This window comes from Paraburkholderia xenovorans LB400, assembly GCF_000013645.1.
Lineage (GTDB): Bacteria > Pseudomonadota > Gammaproteobacteria > Burkholderiales > Burkholderiaceae > Paraburkholderia > Paraburkholderia xenovorans.
Genome location: NC_007952.1, coordinates 1726502 through 1745611 on the forward strand (window position 1 = coordinate 1726502; position 19110 = coordinate 1745611).

Genomic DNA, 19110 nt, shown 5'->3' on the forward strand with positions numbered 1-19110 from the left:
CGGGAGCGCGCCACGCCCCTACTCGGCCGCATGCCCTGCATTCGCCGCCGCGCGTTGTATGAACATGCTGGGCGTCATCCCGCAGCACTTCTTGAAATGCCGGCCAAAATGGCTTTGATCGAAGAAACCCACCTCGGTCGCCACCACCGATCCCGGCACGCCTTCGAGCAGCAGCGTCTGCGCGCGCTGAATCCGCAGGCCGCACAGATAGCGGTATGGCGACGATCCATATTGCTGCCGGAACACCGTGGCGAAACGCGACACGCTGAGCGCGGATAGCTCGGCGAGTTGCGCGAGCGTCACGGGTTCGTCGAAATGGGCTTCAATGAAGGCTCTCGCGGCATTGAGACTGATGGACTGTTTCATGACGTCACGATGCTCGAGCGGGCCGCCGGTTGTTTCGCGAAACGCCGGATGGAAAACGGGTCGAGAGGAATGGCCGTGCTGCCCGTATCGACGAGTTCCGCCAGCGTCTCGCCAACGCCGGGGCCGATCTGAAAACCCGAGCCGCTGAAGCCGAACGCGTAGAAGAGACCGTCCACCTGGCCGCTCGGACCGATCACCGGTTCGCTGTCGGGCAGATAGCTTTCCACGCCGCTCCACACGCGAATCACATGCAGCGGCGCGAACGCGGGCACGAGCCGGCGCATCTGCGCCAGTTGCCGCACGGTATTGGCCGGCAACACCGAGGCGCGGCTCGTCACGGTGTCGGCGGGACCCGCGGGACCGCCGCCCACGATAATGTTGCCGCGCGGAATCTGCCGAAAATAAATGCTCTCTTCCTTGATCGACGTGAACACGCCCATCGACGCTTTGAACACGTAGGGCACGGGTTCGGTCACGCACATTTGCGGCCCGCGTGCGGTGATGGGCGCCGTCTCGCCGAACTGTTCGGTCAGCCGGCTCGCCCAGGCGCCCGCGCAGATCACGAGTTGCGCCGCCCAATACACGTCGCCGCGCGCGCTTTCCACGCGAAACCGCCCACCTTCTTTTTCGACGCGAGCAATCTCGGTGTTCTCGATCACCTGTGCGCCGAGCCGCGCCGCCGCGCGACCGAACGCGGGCGCGGCGAGGCGCGGGTTGGCGTGGCCGTCGAGCGGCGAGATCGAGGCGGCCAGCACCTCGCGGCCGAGAAACGGAAAGCGCGAGAACATCGCGCCACCGTGCAGCACTTCGAGTTCGAGGCCGTAAGCGCGTGCGTCGATCGCGTACTGATCGAAATTCTCGACGTCCTGCGGGTGGTAGCACACGCGCGTATGGCCCGACGGCAGAAACTCGACGTCCTCGCCGAGCAGTTCCGCCGAGCGTTGCCACGTGCGCAGCGCTCGGTTGGCCAGCGCCAGTTGCGGCAGCGCGCGGCCTTGCCGGCGAATGCCGCCGAAGTTCACGCCGCTTGCCTGCTGGCCCGTGAGTCCGCGTTCGAGCAGAATCACCGAGCGGTTGCGCTGACGCAGAAAGAACGCCGTGGTCGTTCCCATGATGCCGCCGCCGATCACGATCACATCGGCTTCGTTGCGGGTCGTCGCGCTCATTCTGTCACCTCGCGGCTCGCCTTCTCGTTTGCCTTCTCGCTCGCCTTCTCATTCGCCGCGTCGCTTGTATCTTCGGTCAGCGCCACCGGCAGCGGTTTGACCGGCGCCTGGCCGCGCAGCCGTCCCACCGACGACAAAGGCACGCACGCCGCGGCCGCGATGATCTCCGCACCCGCATGGCCGCAATAACGCCCCTGGCAGCGGCCCATGCCGACGCGCGAAAACGCCTTCGCGCGATTGGCTTCTCTGGCGCCGGTCGCGCCCACCACACGGCGCAGTTCGCCGGCGGTGATCGCTTCGCAACGGCAGACAATCGTTTCGTCCGGCAGCGACGCGGCGAACTTCGCGGGCCACGGAAAGGCCTCACGCAAGCCCGCGGCAAACCGCGTGAAGCGCGCGAGTTCGGCGCGCAAGCGCTCCACGCCGTTGACCGTCATGCCGTGATCCTGCATGGCGGCCAGCGCCGCGAGGCGGCCCGAGCGTTCCGCTGCGTCCGCGCCGCGCACCCGTGCGCCGTCGCCTGCCAGATAGACGCCCTTGATGCTGCTGCGGCCGTCGGTGTCGATCTGCGGCAGCCACTGTTGCGCGCTCTCATCGAACAAAAAGCGGCAGCCCGCGAGGTCCGCGAGTTGCGTCTCGGGCCGCAGGTGATAACCGAGCGCGACTGCATCGCATTTGAATTCGAGGCGCTTGCCACCGGGCAAGGCGACCTCGACGCCACGCACGCCGTCTTGCGGCGAGCCTTTGATTTCGAGCGGCTCCACGCCGCGATGAACCGGCACGCGCGCATCGGCCAGCACACGCGTCAACGCAATGCCTTTTCCGAGCGCGGCGGGAATCGCCAGCAGGCGCGGCAACGCGGCCACGCGCTGCACGAACGTGGAAGTGTCGAGCACCGCGGCGACCTGCGCGCCCGCCTTCACGTACTGCGCGGCAACGAGATACAGCAGCGGCCCGCTGCCCATCATCACGATACGCGAGCCGATCGCGCAGCCTTGCGACTTCAGCGCGACCTGCGCGCCGCCGAGGCTATAAGCGCCGGCCTGGTGCCAGCCCTTGACCGGCATCAGCCGATCCGTCGCGCCGCTGCAAACGATCAACGCGTCGAAGGCGAGCGAGTGATACCGCGTGCCGCTCACCAGATGCACGGTGTTCGGCGAGATATTCCAGACCAGCGTCTCCGGCAGATAGTCGATCCTGCTTTTCAACGCATCGAAACTCCGATGCAACGACGCCGCACGCTCGGCCTCGCTGCCATAAAGCGTCTCATAGCTGCGCGAAAACCCGTCCGGCTGCCGACGATAAATCTGCCCGCCGTCGCGCCGCCCTTCGTCGATAACGACCGGCCGCAGCCCCGCTTCGACCAGCGCCTGGGCCGCGCGCACGCCCGCCGGCCCGGCACCGATGATGACTATGCGCGGGGCCATACACCCTCCGCGGCATCCGCCAGTTTCGTGACGATCGACATGCCGGGTGTCGCCGGCGTGCTGCACGCGCGCACGCGCTCGCCTTGCGCGGTCCACACCCAGCAGTCCTGGCAGGCGCCCATCAGACAGAAACCGGCGCGCCCGCCGTCGCCGAATTCGGAATCGCGCAGCGTGGCCGTGCTGGTGAGCAGCGCGACCATGAGCGTGTCGCCTTCGGCGGCTTCGCGCATGACGCCGTCCACTGTGATCGGAAAGGTCTTGCGGCCGGTTTCCGCAAGGCGCACAAATCGTCCGCTCATGCCGGGGTTGCCTCCACAGTCTGCAAACGGTTCAGTTCGGCGGCCGGATGGTGGCACAGAATCTCCGCGCCCGAAGGCAGCTTCTTCATGGAAGGCGGCGTCACGTTGCACTTGCCGTCGATACGCACCGGACAGCGCGCGCGGAACGGGCACAACTCGGCGATGTCGGCGCTCTCGCCCATTACCGGCAAGGCGGTCGCGACGATCTCGCGGCGCGCGTCGAGCCAGCCGGGTTTCAATGCCGGCACCGAATCCACCAGCAAGCCCGTGTACGGGTGATACGGCGGCGCGGCCAGCACGTCGCGCTGCCCCGCTTCCACGCGATGCCCCGCATACAGCACGATCACCTCGTCGCAGATCGCGCGCACCGTCGAAATATCGTGGCTGATGAACATGTACGACACGCCCAGTTCACGCCGCAATTCAGCGAGCAGATCGAGGATTGCCGCGCCGACCACCGTGTCGAGCGCGGAGGTGACTTCGTCGCACAGAATCAGCGCGGGATTAGCGGCAAGTGCGCGCGCCAGATTCACGCGCTGTTTCTGGCCGCCGGAGAGCCCGGCCGGTGCGCGCGTGGCGATGGCGGCCGGCAGCTTCACCAGATCGAGCAGTTCCAGCATGCGCTTCTTTGCTGCCGAGCCACGCAGATGGTGATAGAACGCAAGCGGCCGGGCAAGGATATCGGCAATCGAATGACTCGGGTTGAGCGCCGTATCGGCGTTCTGAAACACGATCTGGATCTGCCGATACTGTTCCGGTGTGCGGCGCGAGATCTGCGCCGGCAGCGGCTCGCCGTTGAACAGCACCTCGCCGCGCGCCCGGTCGACGAGACCCGCCACCACGCGCGCGAGCGTCGTCTTGCCCGAGCCGGATTCGCCGATCACGCCGAGCGTGCTGCCGCGCGGGATCGACAGACTGACGTCGTCCAGCACGCGCACGGCGGGCGCGCCGTGGCGGTCGATGCGACCGTAGCCCGCGGACAATCCGCGGATCTCCAGCAACGGCGGCACGTGTTTGCCGAGCTTCGGCGGCAACGTCAGCTCCGCTTCCGGCCGGCGCGTGGCCGCCAGCAACTGGCGCGTGTATACATCCACGGGCGCGTCGAGCACTTGCGCGACTGCGCCGTTCTCCTTCACCGCGCCGCCGTTCAACACGACAATGCGGTCCGCCATCTGCGCGACCACCGCCAGATCGTGCGACACGTACACGGCCGTCGTGCCGAGTTCGCGAATCACCTTCTTGAACGCCGCGAGCACTTCGATCTGCGTGGTGACGTCGAGCGCGGTGGTCGGCTCGTCGAACACGACGACGGCCGGATCGGTGATCAACGCCATCGCCGCCATCAAACGCTGCAACTGGCCGCCGGACGCCTGGTGCGGATAGCGCTCGCCGATCGTTTCCGGCGCGGGCAGCGCGAGCGAGCGGAACAGCCCGATCGCTTTGGCGCGTGCCGCCTCTTTTGTCATCAGGTGATGCAGCAGCGCCGGCTCGGTGACCTGATCCATGATCGTGCGCGCCGGATTGAAGCCGGCCGACGCGCTCTGCGCGACATACGCGACGGTCCGTGCGCGCAATGCGCGGCGTCCCTTCGCATCGAGCGACAACACCTCGACTTCGCCGATGCGCACGGACCCGCCGCTGATCGCACAACCGGCTCGCGCGTAGCCGAGCAGCGACAGCGCGATGGTGGTCTTGCCCGAACCGGATTCGCCGATCAGCGCGAGCACTTCGCCCTTCTTCACCGAAAAATCGACACCCTTGACGATCTCGGTCACCAGCCCTGGCGCCGCACCCGCCACGACTCGCAGACCCTTCACTTCGATCATGTCGCGATCAGCCATCACGCACCTCCGTGGCTACGGCTGCGACGCCGCAGGTTGTCGATCAGCAGATTCATGCCGATGGTCAGCGTCGCAATCGCGACGGCCGGCATCAGCACGGCAGGCGCGCCTTCCGACAGCCCGCCGATGTTTTCGCGCACGAGCGAGCCCCAATCTGCGTTCGGCGGCTGCACGCCGAGGCCGAGGAAACTCAGCCCGCTCAGCAGCAGCACGATGAACACGAAGCGCAGGCCGAAGTCGGCGAGCATCGGATGGATCATGTTGGGCAGCACTTCGACTCGCGCGATATAGAAGATGCCTTCGCCGCGCGCTCTCGCCACCTGCACGTATTCGAGGCCCATCAGGTTCACCGCGAGCGAGCGTGAAATGCGGAACGCGCCGGGAATGTAGGCTACGGCGGCGACCGTCGTCAGCATCGGAATCGACGAGCCGAACGCGGCGATCACGACGAGCGCGAGCACCTTGCTCGGAATCGAAATGAGCGCGTCGAACAGACGGCTCAGGATTTCATCGACCCAGCGGCCCGACACCGCCGCGAGCAGGCCGAAGAACGTGCCGATCACGCTGGCGAGCACCGCCGCGGCGAGCGCGAGGCCGACCGTATAGCGCGCGCCGTAGAGAATCCGGCTCAGCATGTCGCGGCCGAGGTAGTCGGTGCCGAGCGGATACGCCGCGCTATAGCGCCCGAAAATTTCCGTCGAGGTCAGCGCGCCGCCTTTGTACGGCGCGACCAGCGGTCCGATGAACGCGACCAGCAGCCAGAACGCCACCATCAACAGTCCGATCAGACCGAGTACGGAGAAGCGGTGCACGAGGCGTTTGAACATGCCGTGTTTCAGCGCCGCCGCTTCGGGAGGCGCGGGTTCGACGACCACTTCGTCACGGCGCACGTCGTATAGCTCCGTGCCGGCGTGAGGAACATGGTGGGGATTGGTTGGTTGGCTCATCATCGACGCAGCCTCGGGTTGGATACGATCTGACACAGGTCGGCGATCAGCACGAGCGCGAGATACGCCGCGCAGAACACCATGACGCAGCCCTGCACGAGCGGCATGTCGCGGTTGGTCACCGCGTCCACCATCAGGCTCGCGAGTCCTGGATAGTTGAAGATCGACTCGACGATCACCACGCCGCCGAACAGATACGAGAGGCTCAGCGCCACGGCGTTGGCAATCGGCCCGATGGTGTTCGGCAGCACATGCCGCCACACCACGCGCACCGGCGAAGCGCCCTTGAGCAAGGCCATTTCCACGTACGACGAATTGAGCTGATCGAGCACCGCGGCGCGCGTCATGCGCGCCATCTGCGCGACGAGCACGCAGCACAGCGTCATGACCGGCATCGCGTAGATGCGCAGCAGCGCGCCGAACGAATGCACTTCCGACAGATACGACAGCGCCGGCAGCCAGCGCAGCTTCACGGCGAAGATCAGCACGGCGATCGTCGCGATGAGGAACTCGGGCACGGCGACCGTGGAGAGCGTGAGCACATTGAGCGTGCGGTCGAGCAGCGAGCCGCGAAACATCGCCGACGAAATGCCGATCAGCAGCGCGACCGGCACCGAGACCACCGCCGTGAGTCCGGCCAGCACCAGCGAGTTCGGCAGACGCGTCGCAATCAGCTGGCTGACCGGCAGATTGTTCGACAACGAGGTGCCGAAGTTGCCGCTGACCACATGAAGGAGCCACACGAAGTAGCGTTGCAGCGCGGGCTGGTCGAGCCCGAACTGATGCCGCAGTGCGGCGACGGCTTCCGGCGTCGCCGCCTGGCCGAGCGCCTGCTGGGCCGCGTCGCCGGGAAGCAGACCGGTGACGGCGAACACCACCGCCGACACCAGCAGCAGCGTGAGCAGCGCGAGGCCGAGTCGCGCGGCGATGAGACGTTGCGCATGTGCTTTCATCGAGATTCCCCTCCATGCAACGCAGTTGCGGTTGAAGCCGCGCACCGCCTGAGCAGCGGTGCGCGTATTGCGGGGTGCGGCGTGAATCCGGTTCAGGTTTCGAGCCAGACGTTTTCCGCGAACATGAAGCCCATCAGCCCGGCGAGCGGAATCGAGCCGAGGCCCTTGAGCTTGTCCGTATACGCGTCGAGCGAACTCTGAAAGAGAGGAATGCCGACACCGCCGGTTTCATGCACCAGCACCTGCATGTCGCCGTAGATCTTCTTGCGTTTGGCGTCGTCCGGTTCGCCGCGCGCCTGAAGCAGCAACTGGTCGAACTTCGGGCTTTTCCAGTTCGCTTCGTTCCACGGTGCGTCCGACTTGAAGAACTGCGTGAAGATCACGTCGGCGCTCGGACGCGCGTTGACGTTGCCGAAGCCCAGCGGATGCTTCATCCAGTGGTTCGACCAGTAGCCGTCGGCCGGCACGCGCGAGACCTGCAGATTCAGACCGGCTTGCGGCGCGACCTGCTGCAGGAACATGGCCATTTCAACGGAGCCTTCGGCCGCCGGCGAGGCGAAAATCTGGATCGGCGCGCTGCCGACCTTCGCCTTCTGGAAATGGAACTTCGCCTTGTCCGGATCGAAGGTACGCTGCGGCAAGCCGGCCAGGTAGTACTTGTTGGTCGGGTCGATAGGCTGGTCGTTGCCGATCGTGCCGTAACCCTGGAAGATCGCGCGGCGCATCTGCTCGCGGTCCTGCAGGTACATCATGCCGCGGCGAAAATCGTCGTTGCCGGTAATGCCGCCTTCGTCGCGCACCACCAGGTCGGTGTACAGACCGGTCTTCGTCTCCAGCACGGAGAAACCGCCGGCGCCCTTGATCTGGGTCGTCGAACGCGGGCTTACCGCGTTGATCAACTGCACGTCGCCCGAAAGCAGCGCGTTCACGCGCGCCGATTCGTCGCCGATGCCGATCAGTTCGATTTCGTCGAGGTGCGGCATGCCCGGCTTCCAGTACTTCTCGTTTCTCACACCGACCGTGCGCACGCCCGGCGAGAATTCCTTGAGCTTGAACGGGCCGGTGCCGATCGCCGTTTTGAAATCTTTGGTGCCGTCCTTGATGATCTGGAAATGCGAGGTGGCGAGGATCACGGGCAGATCGGCATTCGGGCCTTCCAGCGTGATCGTCACTTCGTTCGGGCCGGTGGCCTTCACTTCCTTGATCTGATCGGCCAGCGTCTTCGCTTTCGAGGCGGTGGCCGGGTCTTTGTGGCGCATGATCGAGTACACCACGTCGGCGGGCGCAAGGGCTTTGCCGTCGTGGAACTGCACGCCGTTGCGCAGCTTGACGACCCACACGGTGGCGTCTTTCGTGTCGAGCGAGGTGGCGAGCGACATCTTCGCGCCGAGATGCGAATCGAGTTCGGTCAGGCAGTTGTAGAACATGAAGCCACGAACGTAGTCGGTGCCGAGCGCGCCTTTCGCGGGATCGAGCGTGTCGGCCGCGGAAGCGGACTGTGTCGCCACACGGATCTTGCCGCCCTGCTTCGGCCTGGCTTGCGCCAGGGCCTCACCGCTAGCGGTCAGAAGACCGGCGCCCGTCACCGACATCATCCCGGCTGCGGCCATCGCGCGCAGCACGCCGCGCCGCGAGGCACCTTTGGCCGTCAGCCGCTCCAACTCGCTTCCGAGTCCAAGAGCGCCATGTTGCGAGTTTTCCTTATTCATCGAACTTCTCCGCGAAGGTGAGCAATGGGATTGAGCAGGCGTGGCTGCGTAGTTTTGACTGCCAGTCGAACAACGAACGATCAATAGAAAATGTCTTTGATGCGGTAGTACGTGCCCACCAGCGGCAGGAACCAGGGTTTGCCGGTATGGCCGGGAATCGCGGGCCATTCCGATTCGCGCCACGGATTCTGGTCTTCGTGGCCGTCCATCACGTCGGCCATCACCTGGCCCATGTGCGTCGACATCTGCGTGCCGTGACCGCTATAGCCCAGCGAAAAATAGATGCCGTCGTGCTGGCCGGCATGCGGTAAACGGTCGGCGCTCATGTCCACCAGACCGCCCCAGCAATAGTCGATGCGCGCGTTCGCGAGCATCGGGAACATCGCGGCCAGGCCTTCCTGCAGGATGCGTCCGCTCTTCGCATCGGACGGACGCTCCGACGCCGTGAAACGCGCGCGGCCGCCGAACAGCAAGCGCGAATCGGGCGTCACGCGAAAGTAGTTGTGCATCAAACGCGTGGTGGTGTACGCGCGCCGGTTCGGAAACACTTGCGCCAGCAGTTCCGGCGCCACGGGCTCCGTCACGACGATGAACGAACCGACCGGGGCAAGACGCCTGCGATACCAGCCGAACGGTCCATGCCGTGACGGGCCGGTCGCGATCAACACCTGCTTTGCGCGCACTTCGCCGCGCGCACTGGTGATACGAAAGCCGCCGCCGTCTTTCGCGATGGCGGTGACTGCCGCGTTCTCATACAGCTTCGCGCCGCGGCGCACTGCTGCCTCGGCCAGACCGACCGCGAACTTGCCCATGTGCATCTGGCCGCCATGCCGTTGCAGCAGTCCACCGTAGAAGCTGTCGGACTGGATTTCGCTGCGAATACGGCTGCGGTCGATCAGTTCGATATCCGTATCGACTTCACGGCGAATCGCTTCCGCCGTCTTCTCCAGATACGCTAGATGATGCGGCCTGGACGCCAGCTTCAGCTTGCCGGTCGCGATGTAGTTGCAGTCGATGCTTTCCTCGCGGATCAAACGCTCGACCGTGTCGACCGCATCCGAAAACGCGCGGTAACAGGCGCTCGCACGTTCCACACCGAGTTGCGCGACCAGCGCGACGAAATCCTGCGCGACGCCGGTATTGACCTGCCCGCCGTTGCGCCCGGACGCGCCGCCGCCGATGCGGCCCGCGTCGAGCACGGTCACCGCGGCGCCGCGCTTGCCCAGCGCCTGCGCCGCCGACAGTCCCGTGAAGCCGGCGCCGATCACCACCACATCGGTCGGGCCGTCGACCGGACCCTCGCACGCCGAGAGCAATGGCGGCGCGGTGTCGAGCCAGTAGGAATCGAGCTTCATCCGGTCTGTCCTTGAGATGGGCAATGAGCGAGGCGGCGGCCTATCCTGAACGGGCAGGAAAACGGCGCTTACAGGCCGAGTTCCGAAGCCAGATGCGGAATGTCGTTGACTTCGTAGTACTGGTAGTACGGCGTCGACGGTTCATGGCCGCGCTTGACGAACGCCTTGTGCCTGATGCCCATGTCGTGCGCGGTCATCAGGTCGTAGCGCAGGCTCGACGACACGTGCAGCACGTCTTCCGGATTGCAGTTCAACTGGTCGAACATGTATTCGAAGCCCTGCATGCGCGGCTTGTACGATTGCGCCTGCTCGGCCGTGAAGACCTTGTAGAACGGCGCGCCGAGCTTGTCGACGTTGCTCTGGATCTGGTTGTTCGACGCGTTCGAGAGAATCACCAGCTTGTACTTCTTCGCCAGACGAGCGACGCCTTCCGGCACGTCCGGATGCGGACCCCAGGTCGGCACGGCTTCATAGATGCTCTGCGCGCCCGCTTCGTTGAATTCGACGTTCATACGCTTGCAGGCGCGGCGCAGCGCGTTGACCACGACATCGCGATACGGCTTCCATGCACCGAGCACTTCATCGCGACGATAGCCCGAGTAAAACGCGACGAGCTTTTCCAGCTCTTCGCCGTTCAGCAGGTGGCCGTACTGTTCGCGGGTCATGTCGGCCATATGAAACTTGGTCAGCGTGCCGTAGCAGTCGAAGGTGATGTATTTCGGTTCGAATTCGATCATGGTGCAGTCCTATCGTGATGGTGAGCTCCGCTATCGGAGCTCATTGGCGAAAACGGCAACTATCGTGTTTGGGATCGGAGCAAGTGCTTTGCATCCACTCAGATCGGCAGGAGAAGCTCATTCCTGTAAAAGATTTAATCAGCGCAAAAACACAGATGTTCCTGATTAGGGCGCTGCCGGTGACACAAACCATGCGTTTTTGAGGCCGCTGACAGCACAGAATGCGGCTATCAGGCGCAACCCTTATCCCGGCTGGCTTTGCGGCCGTTCTTGCGCAGCGGCCGGCGCGTGCTCAGGGCCGCAGGTCGATCAACACGCTCTTGAAACGCAGGTTCGCCTCATAGGCCTGCCGCCCAAGGTCCTTGCCGATACCGGAACGCTTGTAGCCGCCGGTGGGAATCATGAAGTCCGAGGTGCGGCCATAGCGGTTCACCCACACCGTGCCCGCTTCGAGCCCGCGCACGAAACGCAGCGCCCGGCCGAGGTCGGCGGTATGCACACCGGCCGCGAGGCCGTATTCGGGGTGCTGCGCGAGCGCGAGCGCTTCTTCTTCGGTATCGAAGGTTTGCAGCGTCAGCACCGGCCCGAAGATTTCCTCGCGCACTGCTTCGGAATGAGCGGTGACGTTCGTCAGCAAGGTGGGCGTGTAGAACGCGCCGTTGGAGCCGACATCGGCCCTGACGCCGCCGTAGCGCAGCGTCGCACCGGCTTCCAGCGTGCGCCCCACGATGCCCTCTATGCGCGCCGCCTGCGGCGCCGAGATGATCGGCGACAGTGTCGTGCCGGCGGCCCACGTCGCGCCGGGCTTCAACTCCGCGAAGATCTTGCCGATGCGCTCGGCGAGCGGTTCAGCGAGGCTTCGCTCGACCAGCAGACGCGAGCCCGCCACGCACACCTGCCCGGCATTACCTGTAATAGCGCCGGCGATACGGCGTGCCACGTCATCCAGACGCGGCGCGTCGGCGAACACGATTTGCGGGCTCTTGCCGCCCAGTTCGAGCGTGACCGGCCTGGTGCCGCTATTCGCGCAGGCGGCCATGATCGACGCGCCCGTGCGCGTGGAGCCCGTGAAGGTCACCTTGCTGATCTTCGGATGACGCACCAGTTCGTCGCCGGTCACCCTGCCATCGCCCTGGATCACGTTGAAGATGCCCGCGGGCACGCCCGCCTGCACGGCCAGTTCGGCAAGCCGCAAGACCGAGAACGGCGTCATCTCCGAAGGTTTGAGCACCACCGCATTGCCCGCTGCCAATGCCGGGGCGATCTTCCACGAAGCCATCACCAGCGGGAAATTCCACGGCGCGATCGCACCGATCACGCCGTACGGCTCGGCGATCGTCATGCCGAGATGATCGTGATCCGTGGCCGCCACGTCGCCGCCCAGTTTGTCGGCGAACTCGGCGTAGAAGCGGATACCCTCGGCGGTGAACGGCACGTCCCAGCCGATCGCCTGAGCGATCGGACGTGTCGATCCCAACGCTTCGAGCCGGCCGAGCGTGGGCGCATCGGCTTCGACCAGTTCGGCGAAACGGCGCAGGATCTTCGCGCGTTCACGCGGCGCCATGCGCGCCCAGCCACTGTGTCTGAAGGCCTGCCATGCGTTTTCGACCGCGCGGTCCACCATGCCGGCATCGGCAAGCGGCACCGTGGCATATACCACGCCGTCCGAGGGACGCGCGACCTCGATGCGGCGCCCGCCCGCCTCCACGTATTCACCGCCGATGTAATGGCCGCTGCGAATCGCGACGTCGTCCGGATTGAAGCTGTCCATGAGAAGAGTGTCCTGTGTGACTGGCTGGTGGTCGCATGCGGCGCGTTTCGGCAACGCCGCCGCCATGACAAAATCGTAGAGCGGTGGCCGTGGCATATGTCGCCGACAAAAATCGCCGCGCAGCAGAACTCACCTGTAATGCGCGCCCAGACCTGGCGTTTTGCATCGAATTTCGATGCGGCCCTTTCCCGGGCCCACGATAAAAAGATCGTCCTAGTCACACCGCGCACCGGATGACACAGTGACGGCGTAAGCCTTCAGTCAATCAGGGAGTACGGTGTGTCCGATTCGATTACCTATAGACGCTTCACCCTCGACGACATCGCCGCCGCGCACGCGTTGACGGTCGAACTCAAATGGCCGCATCGCACGGACGACTGGAGATTCGTGGCGCTTCTGGGCGAAGGTTTCGTCGCGGAAGACGCAAGCGGCGTGATCGGCACCGCGCTGTGCTGGAAATACGGCGACGGGCGCGCCTCGCTCGGCATGGTGATCGTCTCGCCGGCGCAACAAGGGCGCGGCATCGGCAGAAAGTTGATGGAGCTGGTGCTCGAAGAACTGGGCGGCCGGGTCACGTTCCTGCACGCCACCACCGCGGGCCAGCCGCTCTATGAAAAGCTCGGCTTTCGCGCGGCCGGCACGCTCGACCAGCATCAGGGCGCGGTATTCCAGCCGCCGCTCGTGTCCTTGCCGCCCGGCGAGCGTTTGCGTCCGCTCGGTTCGAGCGATACCGCGCGGCTGGTCGAACTGGCGTCGCGCGCCAGCGGTCTGGATCGCGGCGACGTGTTGCCCGCGCTGCTGGACACCGCCGACGGCATCGCGCTCGACCGCGACGGCGAGTTGATCGGCTTCGCGCTGTTTCGCCGCTTCGGACGCGGCTTTGCGATCGGTCCGGTGGTCGCCCCCGAGTCGGAGGATTCGAGCCGCGCCAAGGCGCTCATCAGCCATTGGCTGGCGCTGAACGAAGGCGTGTTCGTGCGTATCGATACACCCGGCGAAAGCGGTCTCACCGAGTGGCTGGAACAGTTGGGGTTGCCGCGCGTGGACACGGTCGTCAAAATGGTGCGCCCCGCCGCGCCGGGCGAACCCGTGAGCGGCGCACAGGATCCGCACTACCTGCAATACGGCATCATCAACCAGGCAATCTGCTGACCATCATGGCCTTCCTCTACAAAGCCGACCCGGCGCGCGGCGCCCAGTGGGCGAAACTCTTCGCGCAGAAAGCGCCGGAGTTGCCATTTCATATCTGGCCCGACCTCGGCGACCCGGCCGCGATCCGCTATCTCGCCGCCTGGCAGCCGCCTGAAGATCCGACGCGTACCTTCCCCAATCTGGAAATCGTGTTCTCGGTCGGCGCCGGCATCGATCAGTTCGATCTGTCGGGTGTGCCGGACCACGTGCCCGTGGTGCGCATGATCGAGCCGGGGATTGTCGAAGGAATGGTCGAATACGTCACGCAGGCCGTGCTGACCATTCATCGCGATCTGTTCGATTACGCGCTTCAGCAACAGCAGCAGGTCTGGCGCGAGTTGCCGCTCAAGCCCGCCAGCCAGCGCCGCGTCGGCGTGCTTGGGCTCGGCGTATTGGGCACGGCGGTGCTGGAAAGGCTGCGCCTGTTCGGCTTTGATTGTGCGGGATGGAGCCGTTCGGCTCGCGAGATCGAAGGCGTGGACTGCTACGCGGGTGAAGGCGCGCTAGATGCGTTTCTCGCGCGCACCGACATCCTGATCTGCCTGCTGCCCCTCACGCCCGCCACGCGTGGGCTGCTCGACGCGCAGTTGTTCGCGAAGCTGCCGCGCGGCGCGTCGCTGATTCAAACGGGCCGTGGGCCACATCTGAATCAGCAGGATCTGCTCGCGGCGCTGGAAAGCGGTCAATTGCAGAACGCCATTCTCGACGTCACCGATCCCGAGCCGCTGCCCGCTGGTCATGCGTTGTGGACGCATCCGCGGGTGCGCATCACGCCGCATATCGCCAGTGCAACGCGGCCAGAAACCGCCGTCGACGTGGTGCTGGAGAATCTGCGCCGCCATTGCGCAGGCTTGCCGATGCTCGGCCAGATCGACCGCGCCCAGGGCTATTGAGCGTATTGAGCGTGGCGCCGAACCAGAAAGCCCGTGTGGCGGCGCTTTTCGGAGCCCGCAGCAGAAAATGCCAAGACGGTGCATCAAAACGCGTCGCGCGCGCTTTTCGGGCAATTGTTTAGGTAAGCAGGCGATTGCCGCTGATCAGTAGTATGGGACGGTCAACAGCCCCTTCCCGCGACGAGAAACCATCATGCCGATTCAATCGCTCATCGAAGCCGACCGCAAGCATCTGATTCACCCGGTCATCAACTACCGCGTGCACGAAGCGCGCGGCGTCACCGTTCTCGAATCCGCCAGCGGCGCGTTTCTGCGCGACGCGGCCGGCAACGAACTGCTCGACGCGTTTTCCGGACTCTGGTGCGTGAACGTCGGCTACGGTCAGCAGAGCATTGTCGAGGCCGCCACCGCACAGATGCAGAAACTGCCCTACGCGACCGGTTATTTCCATTTCGGCTCGGAGCCGGCCATCGAACTCGCGCAAAAGCTGGTCGAGGTGTCGCCTGCTTCCCTGCAACACGTGTACTTCACGCTCGGCGGTTCCGACGCGGTGGACTCGGCACTGCGGTTCATCACGCATTACTTCAACGCCACGGGCCGGCCGTCGAAAAAGCACGTGATCGCGCTGCAACGCGGCTATCACGGCTCGTCGTCGACCGGTGCCGGCATTACCGCGTTGCCCGCGTTTCACCGCAACTTCGATCTGCCGCTGCCGAACCAGCATCATCTGCCCTCGCCGTACGCATACCGCAGCCATTTCCCCGACGACGCCGCGCTGATCGCCGCCTCGGTGGCCGCGCTCGAAGCGAAGGTGGCCGAACTCGGCGCTAACAACGTCGCCGCGTTTTTCTGCGAACCGATCCAGGGCTCGGGCGGTGTGATCGTACCGCCGGCCGGCTGGCTCAAGGCGATGCGTGAAAGTTGCCGTAAGCTGGGCATCCTGTTCGTCGCCGACGAGGTTATTACCGGATTCGGCCGCACCGGTCCGCTGTTCGCCTGCCAGGGCGAAAACGTCGAACCGGATCTGATGACGGTGGCGAAGGGCCTGACCGCGGGCTATGCGCCGATGGGCGCCGTGCTGATGTCGGACGAAATCTATCAGGGCATTGCGGACGGCGACGCCGAAGCGGTGGTCGGTCACGGCCACACGTATTCTGCGCACCCGGTGAGCGCGGCCATTGGCCTCGAAGTGCTGCGCCTCTATCACGAAGGCGGGCTGCTGGCGAACGGCGTGGCGCGTGCGCCGCGTTTCGCGCGCGGCCTCGACGCGCTGCTCGCGCATCCGCTGGTGGGCGATTCGCGGCACCGCGGTCTGCTCGGCGCGCTCGAACTCGTCGCCGACAAGGACAGCAAGGCGGGCTTCGACCCGGCGTTGAAACTGTCCGACCGGATCGCCGCGGCCGCCTATGAAAACCGCCTGATTTTCCGGGCCTTCGGCGACAACATTCTCGGCTTCGCACCGGCGCTTTCGTACACCGAGGGCGAGTTCGATCTGATGTTCGAGCGGCTCGAAAAGACCCTCGACGACGTTCTCGCGCAAGCCGATGTGCGCGCCGCGTTGAAGCTCAGAACGCACGCCGCTGCATGCTAGAGTAGAGGGCACCCCCAGCCCCTTGCCCCAACCGCCGGAGCGACAACGTTACGATGAGCAGCGACTGCAAGCTAGACCGGATTGACCTGCGTATACTTTCCCAGTTGCAGAAGAAAGGCCGCATAACCAACGTCGAGCTTGCCGACGCGGTCGGCCTGTCGCCGAGCCCGTGCCTGATCCGCGTCAAGCGTCTGGAGAAAGCGGGCTACATCATCGGCTACGGTGCGCAGATCCAGCTCGAAAAGCTCGGCGACGTGCAGATCGTGTTTACCGAAGTCACGCTCGCCGATCATCGGCGGGAAGACTTCATCAAGTTCGTGAATGCGATCCGCGACGTCGACGAGATTGTCGAGTGCCATCTGGCGAGCGGCGGCTACGACTATCTGCTGAAATTCGTCACGCGCAGCGTGAGCCATTACCAGAGCATCGTGGAAGGTCTGCTCGAACGCGATATCGGTATCGAGAAGTACTTCAGCTATGTGATCATCAAGTCCCCGTTCGTGAAGAGCCACTACCCGCTCGAAACGCTGTTCTCGCAGAATCATCACTAGGCCGTCTCAGGGACCTTGCATGGCCGCGACAGCATAGCAAAAACTGCTTCGCAGTCTTTGGAATGAGCGACTACAAAATCGTGTCCGGATGGGACGGGATCATCGTGCGCGCTATCCGCGAAAAGTAAGCGTAAAGCTCCGGGCGATGAGTAACACACGCCAGGTCACCCCATATCCCCCCCGGCCGCACCATCGGCCGGCGGACTCCCTTGCGCAAACTCCTCGCTCAGAAAGTCCACGCACACCCGCACCTTCGCCGATTGCGCGAGCCGTGCCGGATACACCGCCCACAGATTCGCCGGTTGCGTGACCTCGGGCAGCACCTGCTGCAACTGCCCGCTTTCGAGCAGCGGCCGCACGTCCCACATGGAACGCAGCACGATGCCGCGTCCGGCCAGCGCCCACTCCACCGCCACTTCGCCGTGATTGGTCGACAATGGTCCCGTGACCTTGATCGAGGCCGTCTCGCCGCGCACCGTCAAACGCCACAGGCCGAACGGATGGTCGCGCTCCTTGATCGCGAGACACGCATGCGAGGACAGATCGGCAAGCTGGCGTGGCGCGCCATGCCGCTCAAGATAGCCCGGCGACGCGCACAGCACGCGATGATTCGACGCGAGCCGCCGCGCGATCAGATGCGGCGCGATCTCGTCGCCGATGCGCACATCCAGGTCGAAGCCTTCGCCCGCTACATCCACAAGCCGGTCGAACAGATCGAGCCGCACGCTCAATTGCGGATAGCGCCCGGAAAAACGCGCCAGCGCCGGCGCGACGAAACGGCGGCCGAAGCCGAAGCTGCTGGAAATGCGCAGCTTGCCGCCGGGAATGCGGCGCGTGGTGGACACGTCTTCCACCAGTTGATCGACGTCGTCGAGAATCTTTTCGGCCCACGTGTAGACGCGCTCGCCCGCCTCCGTGATCGCGACGCGCCGCGTGGAACGGTGCAATAAACGCGTACCCAGCGTAGTCTCGAGCACATTGATGCGTTTGCTGACATACGCCGCGGATACCGACAAGGCCTCCGCAGCCGCGCTGAAACTCGATTTGCGCGCTACTTCGCAAAACACGCGTAAATCGCCGAGATCCGGTGACGGGAGAGCGTTCATAGATCGATTCTTTGTACACGAATCGTGCACAGTGGCTTAACCAAAGCGACCATTTTAGTCTCAAACAGCAGGAATAAAATAACCGCTACCGAACTATCCAGAAGCCCCCACGGAGGAGCACAACATGTCGAAGAAATATCGGATCGCGGTCATTCCCGGCGACGGCATCGGTGTCGAAGTCATGCCGGAAGCCATTCGCGTGCTCGAAGCGGTGAAAGCGCGCTTCGGCATCGAGCTGGAGTATCAGCACATCGAATGGGCGAGCTGCGAGTACTACGCAAAGCACGGCAAGATGATGCCCGACGACTGGAAAGCCCAACTGCTCTCCGCCGACGCGATCCTGTTCGGCGCGGTGGGCTGGCCCGACACCGTGCCCGACCATATTTCGCTGTGGGGGTCGCTGCTGAAGTTCCGCCGCGAATTCGACCAGTACATCAACCTGCGCCCCGCCCGCCTCTTTGCCGGCGTGCCTTCGCCGCTCGCGGGCCGCAAGGCCGGCGACATCGATTTCTGGATCGTGCGCGAGAACACCGAGGGCGAATACTCGTCGGTGGGCGGCGTGATGTTCGAAGGCACGGAGCGCGAATTCGTGCTGCAGGAATCCGTTTTCACGCGGCACGGCAGCGAGCGCGTGCTGAAGTTCGCCTTCGATCTCGCCCAGCGGCGCGCGCGCAAGAAGATCACGGTGGCCACCAAGAGCAACGGCATCGCGATCAGCATGCCGTGGTGGGACAAGGTCGCGGCCGGCATCGCCGCGCAGTATCCGGACGTGACGTGGGACAAGCAGCACATCGACATTCTCTGCGCGCGCTTCGTGCTGAACCCGGATCGCTTCGACGTGGTGGTGGCCACCAACCTGTTCGGCGACATCCTGTCCGATCTCGGCCCCGCCTGCACCGGCACGATCGGCCTCGCGCCGTCGGGCAATCTGAATCCCGACCGCAAGTTTCCGTCGCTGTTCGAACCGGTGCACGGCTCGGCGCCTGACATCGCGGGCAAGAACATCGCCAATCCGATCGCGATGATCTGGTCCGCCGCGATGATGCTCGACTTCCTCGGCAATCACGCCGGCAAGGAGCGCGAGGCGCACGACGCGATTCTCGCCGCGATCGAAGCAACGCTGATCGAAGGCCCGCATACCGGCGACCTGGGCGGCAAGGCGAACACGACCGAGGTCGGCCAGGCAATCGCAAAGAAACTCGCTTGA

The 19110-nt window shown here is 64.7% G+C and carries 17 protein-coding genes; 5 read left to right on the forward strand and 12 right to left on the reverse strand.

The window, feature by feature from the left end; translation table 11 throughout:
* Nucleotides 1–18: 18 nt before the first annotated feature.
* The 11 genes from BXE_RS29560 to BXE_RS29610 all read right to left on the reverse strand — a co-directional run bounded on the left by BXE_RS29560 (nucleotide 19) and on the right by BXE_RS29610 (nucleotide 12571).
* Nucleotides 19–366: a helix-turn-helix domain-containing protein gene (locus BXE_RS29560; protein WP_011491788.1), complete on the reverse strand. Its 348-nt coding sequence runs from the start codon at nucleotides 364–366 to the stop codon at nucleotides 19–21.
* Nucleotides 363–1532 carry an NAD(P)/FAD-dependent oxidoreductase gene (locus tag BXE_RS29565; protein ID WP_011491789.1) on the reverse strand — a complete coding sequence of 390 codons (1170 nt, stop codon included), beginning with the start codon at nucleotides 1530–1532 and terminating at the stop codon, nucleotides 363–365. Before BXE_RS29565 ends, BXE_RS29560 begins: the two co-directional genes overlap by 4 nt.
* Entirely contained in the window at nucleotides 1529–2959 is a 1431-nt protein-coding gene (locus tag BXE_RS29570; RefSeq protein WP_011491790.1) for an NAD(P)/FAD-dependent oxidoreductase, read from the reverse strand. The genes BXE_RS29565 and BXE_RS29570 overlap by 4 nt, the downstream gene beginning before the upstream one ends.
* Nucleotides 2944–3258, reverse strand: a complete 315-nt coding sequence (locus tag BXE_RS29575; protein WP_011491791.1) for a (2Fe-2S)-binding protein — start codon at nucleotides 3256–3258, stop codon at nucleotides 2944–2946. Before BXE_RS29575 ends, BXE_RS29570 begins: the two co-directional genes overlap by 16 nt.
* Nucleotides 3255–5099, reverse strand: a complete 1845-nt coding sequence (locus BXE_RS29580; protein ID WP_011491792.1) for an ABC transporter ATP-binding protein — start codon at nucleotides 5097–5099, stop codon at nucleotides 3255–3257. The genes BXE_RS29575 and BXE_RS29580 overlap by 4 nt, the downstream gene beginning before the upstream one ends.
* Complete coding sequence (locus BXE_RS29585) at nucleotides 5099–6049, reverse strand: ABC transporter permease (protein ID WP_011491793.1); 951 nt, start codon at nucleotides 6047–6049, stop codon at nucleotides 5099–5101. The genes BXE_RS29580 and BXE_RS29585 overlap by 1 nt, the downstream gene beginning before the upstream one ends.
* Nucleotides 6046–6999 (reverse strand): ABC transporter permease, encoded by a 954-nt coding sequence (locus tag BXE_RS29590; protein WP_011491794.1) that lies wholly within the window; start codon nucleotides 6997–6999, stop codon nucleotides 6046–6048. The genes BXE_RS29585 and BXE_RS29590 overlap by 4 nt, the downstream gene beginning before the upstream one ends.
* A gap of 92 nt (nucleotides 7000–7091) precedes the next feature.
* Complete coding sequence (locus tag BXE_RS29595; protein WP_011491795.1) at nucleotides 7092–8708, reverse strand: ABC transporter substrate-binding protein; 1617 nt, start codon at nucleotides 8706–8708, stop codon at nucleotides 7092–7094.
* 80 nt (nucleotides 8709–8788) lie between these two features.
* A complete protein-coding gene (locus BXE_RS29600; protein WP_011491796.1) occupies nucleotides 8789–10063 on the reverse strand; it encodes an NAD(P)/FAD-dependent oxidoreductase in 1275 nt (424 codons plus the stop codon).
* Nucleotides 10064–10131: 68 nt separating this feature from the next.
* Nucleotides 10132–10800, reverse strand: coding sequence for a haloacid dehalogenase type II (locus BXE_RS29605; RefSeq protein ID WP_011491797.1), 669 nt, complete (start codon nucleotides 10798–10800; stop codon nucleotides 10132–10134).
* A gap of 292 nt (nucleotides 10801–11092) precedes the next feature.
* On the reverse strand, nucleotides 11093–12571 hold the full coding sequence (locus BXE_RS29610) for an aldehyde dehydrogenase family protein (RefSeq protein WP_011491798.1): 1479 nt from the start codon (nucleotides 12569–12571) through the stop codon (nucleotides 11093–11095).
* A gap of 279 nt (nucleotides 12572–12850) precedes the next feature.
* On the opposite strand from BXE_RS29610, the gene BXE_RS29615 reads away from it, so the two are divergent.
* From BXE_RS29615 to BXE_RS29630, 4 genes are all read left to right on the forward strand, one after another.
* Nucleotides 12851–13723 carry a GNAT family N-acetyltransferase gene (locus tag BXE_RS29615; protein WP_011491799.1) on the forward strand — a complete coding sequence of 291 codons (873 nt, stop codon included), beginning with the start codon at nucleotides 12851–12853 and terminating at the stop codon, nucleotides 13721–13723.
* Between the two features lie 5 nt (nucleotides 13724–13728).
* On the forward strand, nucleotides 13729–14655 hold the full coding sequence (locus tag BXE_RS29620) for a 2-hydroxyacid dehydrogenase (protein ID WP_011491800.1): 927 nt from the start codon (nucleotides 13729–13731) through the stop codon (nucleotides 14653–14655).
* Nucleotides 14656–14848: 193 nt separating this feature from the next.
* Nucleotides 14849–16246 carry an aspartate aminotransferase family protein gene (locus BXE_RS29625; RefSeq protein WP_011491801.1) on the forward strand — a complete coding sequence of 466 codons (1398 nt, stop codon included), beginning with the start codon at nucleotides 14849–14851 and terminating at the stop codon, nucleotides 16244–16246.
* A gap of 53 nt (nucleotides 16247–16299) precedes the next feature.
* Nucleotides 16300–16797 (forward strand): Lrp/AsnC family transcriptional regulator, encoded by a 498-nt coding sequence (locus tag BXE_RS29630; RefSeq protein WP_011491802.1) that lies wholly within the window; start codon nucleotides 16300–16302, stop codon nucleotides 16795–16797.
* Between the two features lie 164 nt (nucleotides 16798–16961).
* Here BXE_RS29630 and BXE_RS29635 read toward each other — a convergent pair whose 3' ends face one another.
* A complete protein-coding gene (locus BXE_RS29635) occupies nucleotides 16962–17903 on the reverse strand; it encodes a LysR substrate-binding domain-containing protein (RefSeq protein ID WP_011491803.1) in 942 nt (313 codons plus the stop codon).
* A 124-nt stretch (nucleotides 17904–18027) separates the two neighbouring features.
* Between BXE_RS29635 and BXE_RS29640 the strand changes: the two genes are divergently transcribed.
* Nucleotides 18028–19110 carry a tartrate dehydrogenase gene (locus tag BXE_RS29640; RefSeq protein ID WP_011491804.1) on the forward strand — a complete coding sequence of 361 codons (1083 nt, stop codon included), beginning with the start codon at nucleotides 18028–18030 and terminating at the stop codon, nucleotides 19108–19110.

Bases quoted from the DNA above. Each gene is read 5' to 3' on its own strand.
- BXE_RS29560 (WP_011491788.1), bottom strand. From the start codon at position 366: ATGAAACAGTCCATCAGTCTCAATGCCGCGAGAGCCTTCATTGAAGCC.
- BXE_RS29565 (WP_011491789.1), bottom strand. From the start codon at position 1,532: ATGAGCGCGACGACCCGCAACGAAGCCGATGTGATCGTGATCGGCGGC.
- BXE_RS29570 (WP_011491790.1), bottom strand. From the start codon at position 2,959: ATGGCCCCGCGCATAGTCATCATCGGTGCCGGGCCGGCGGGCGTGCGC.
- BXE_RS29575 (WP_011491791.1), bottom strand. From the start codon at position 3,258: ATGAGCGGACGATTTGTGCGCCTTGCGGAAACCGGCCGCAAGACCTTT.
- BXE_RS29580 (WP_011491792.1), bottom strand. From the start codon at position 5,099: ATGGCTGATCGCGACATGATCGAAGTGAAGGGTCTGCGAGTCGTGGCG.
- BXE_RS29585 (WP_011491793.1), bottom strand. From the start codon at position 6,049: ATGATGAGCCAACCAACCAATCCCCACCATGTTCCTCACGCCGGCACG.
- BXE_RS29590 (WP_011491794.1), bottom strand. From the start codon at position 6,999: ATGAAAGCACATGCGCAACGTCTCATCGCCGCGCGACTCGGCCTCGCG.
- BXE_RS29595 (WP_011491795.1), bottom strand. From the start codon at position 8,708: ATGAATAAGGAAAACTCGCAACATGGCGCTCTTGGACTCGGAAGCGAG.
- BXE_RS29600 (WP_011491796.1), bottom strand. From the start codon at position 10,063: ATGAAGCTCGATTCCTACTGGCTCGACACCGCGCCGCCATTGCTCTCG.
- BXE_RS29605 (WP_011491797.1), bottom strand. From the start codon at position 10,800: ATGATCGAATTCGAACCGAAATACATCACCTTCGACTGCTACGGCACG.
- BXE_RS29610 (WP_011491798.1), bottom strand. From the start codon at position 12,571: ATGGACAGCTTCAATCCGGACGACGTCGCGATTCGCAGCGGCCATTAC.
- BXE_RS29620 (WP_011491800.1), top strand. From the start codon at position 13,729: ATGGCCTTCCTCTACAAAGCCGACCCGGCGCGCGGCGCCCAGTGGGCG.
- BXE_RS29625 (WP_011491801.1), top strand. From the start codon at position 14,849: ATGCCGATTCAATCGCTCATCGAAGCCGACCGCAAGCATCTGATTCAC.
- BXE_RS29630 (WP_011491802.1), top strand. From the start codon at position 16,300: ATGAGCAGCGACTGCAAGCTAGACCGGATTGACCTGCGTATACTTTCC.
- BXE_RS29635 (WP_011491803.1), bottom strand. From the start codon at position 17,903: ATGAACGCTCTCCCGTCACCGGATCTCGGCGATTTACGCGTGTTTTGC.
- BXE_RS29640 (WP_011491804.1), top strand. From the start codon at position 18,028: ATGTCGAAGAAATATCGGATCGCGGTCATTCCCGGCGACGGCATCGGT.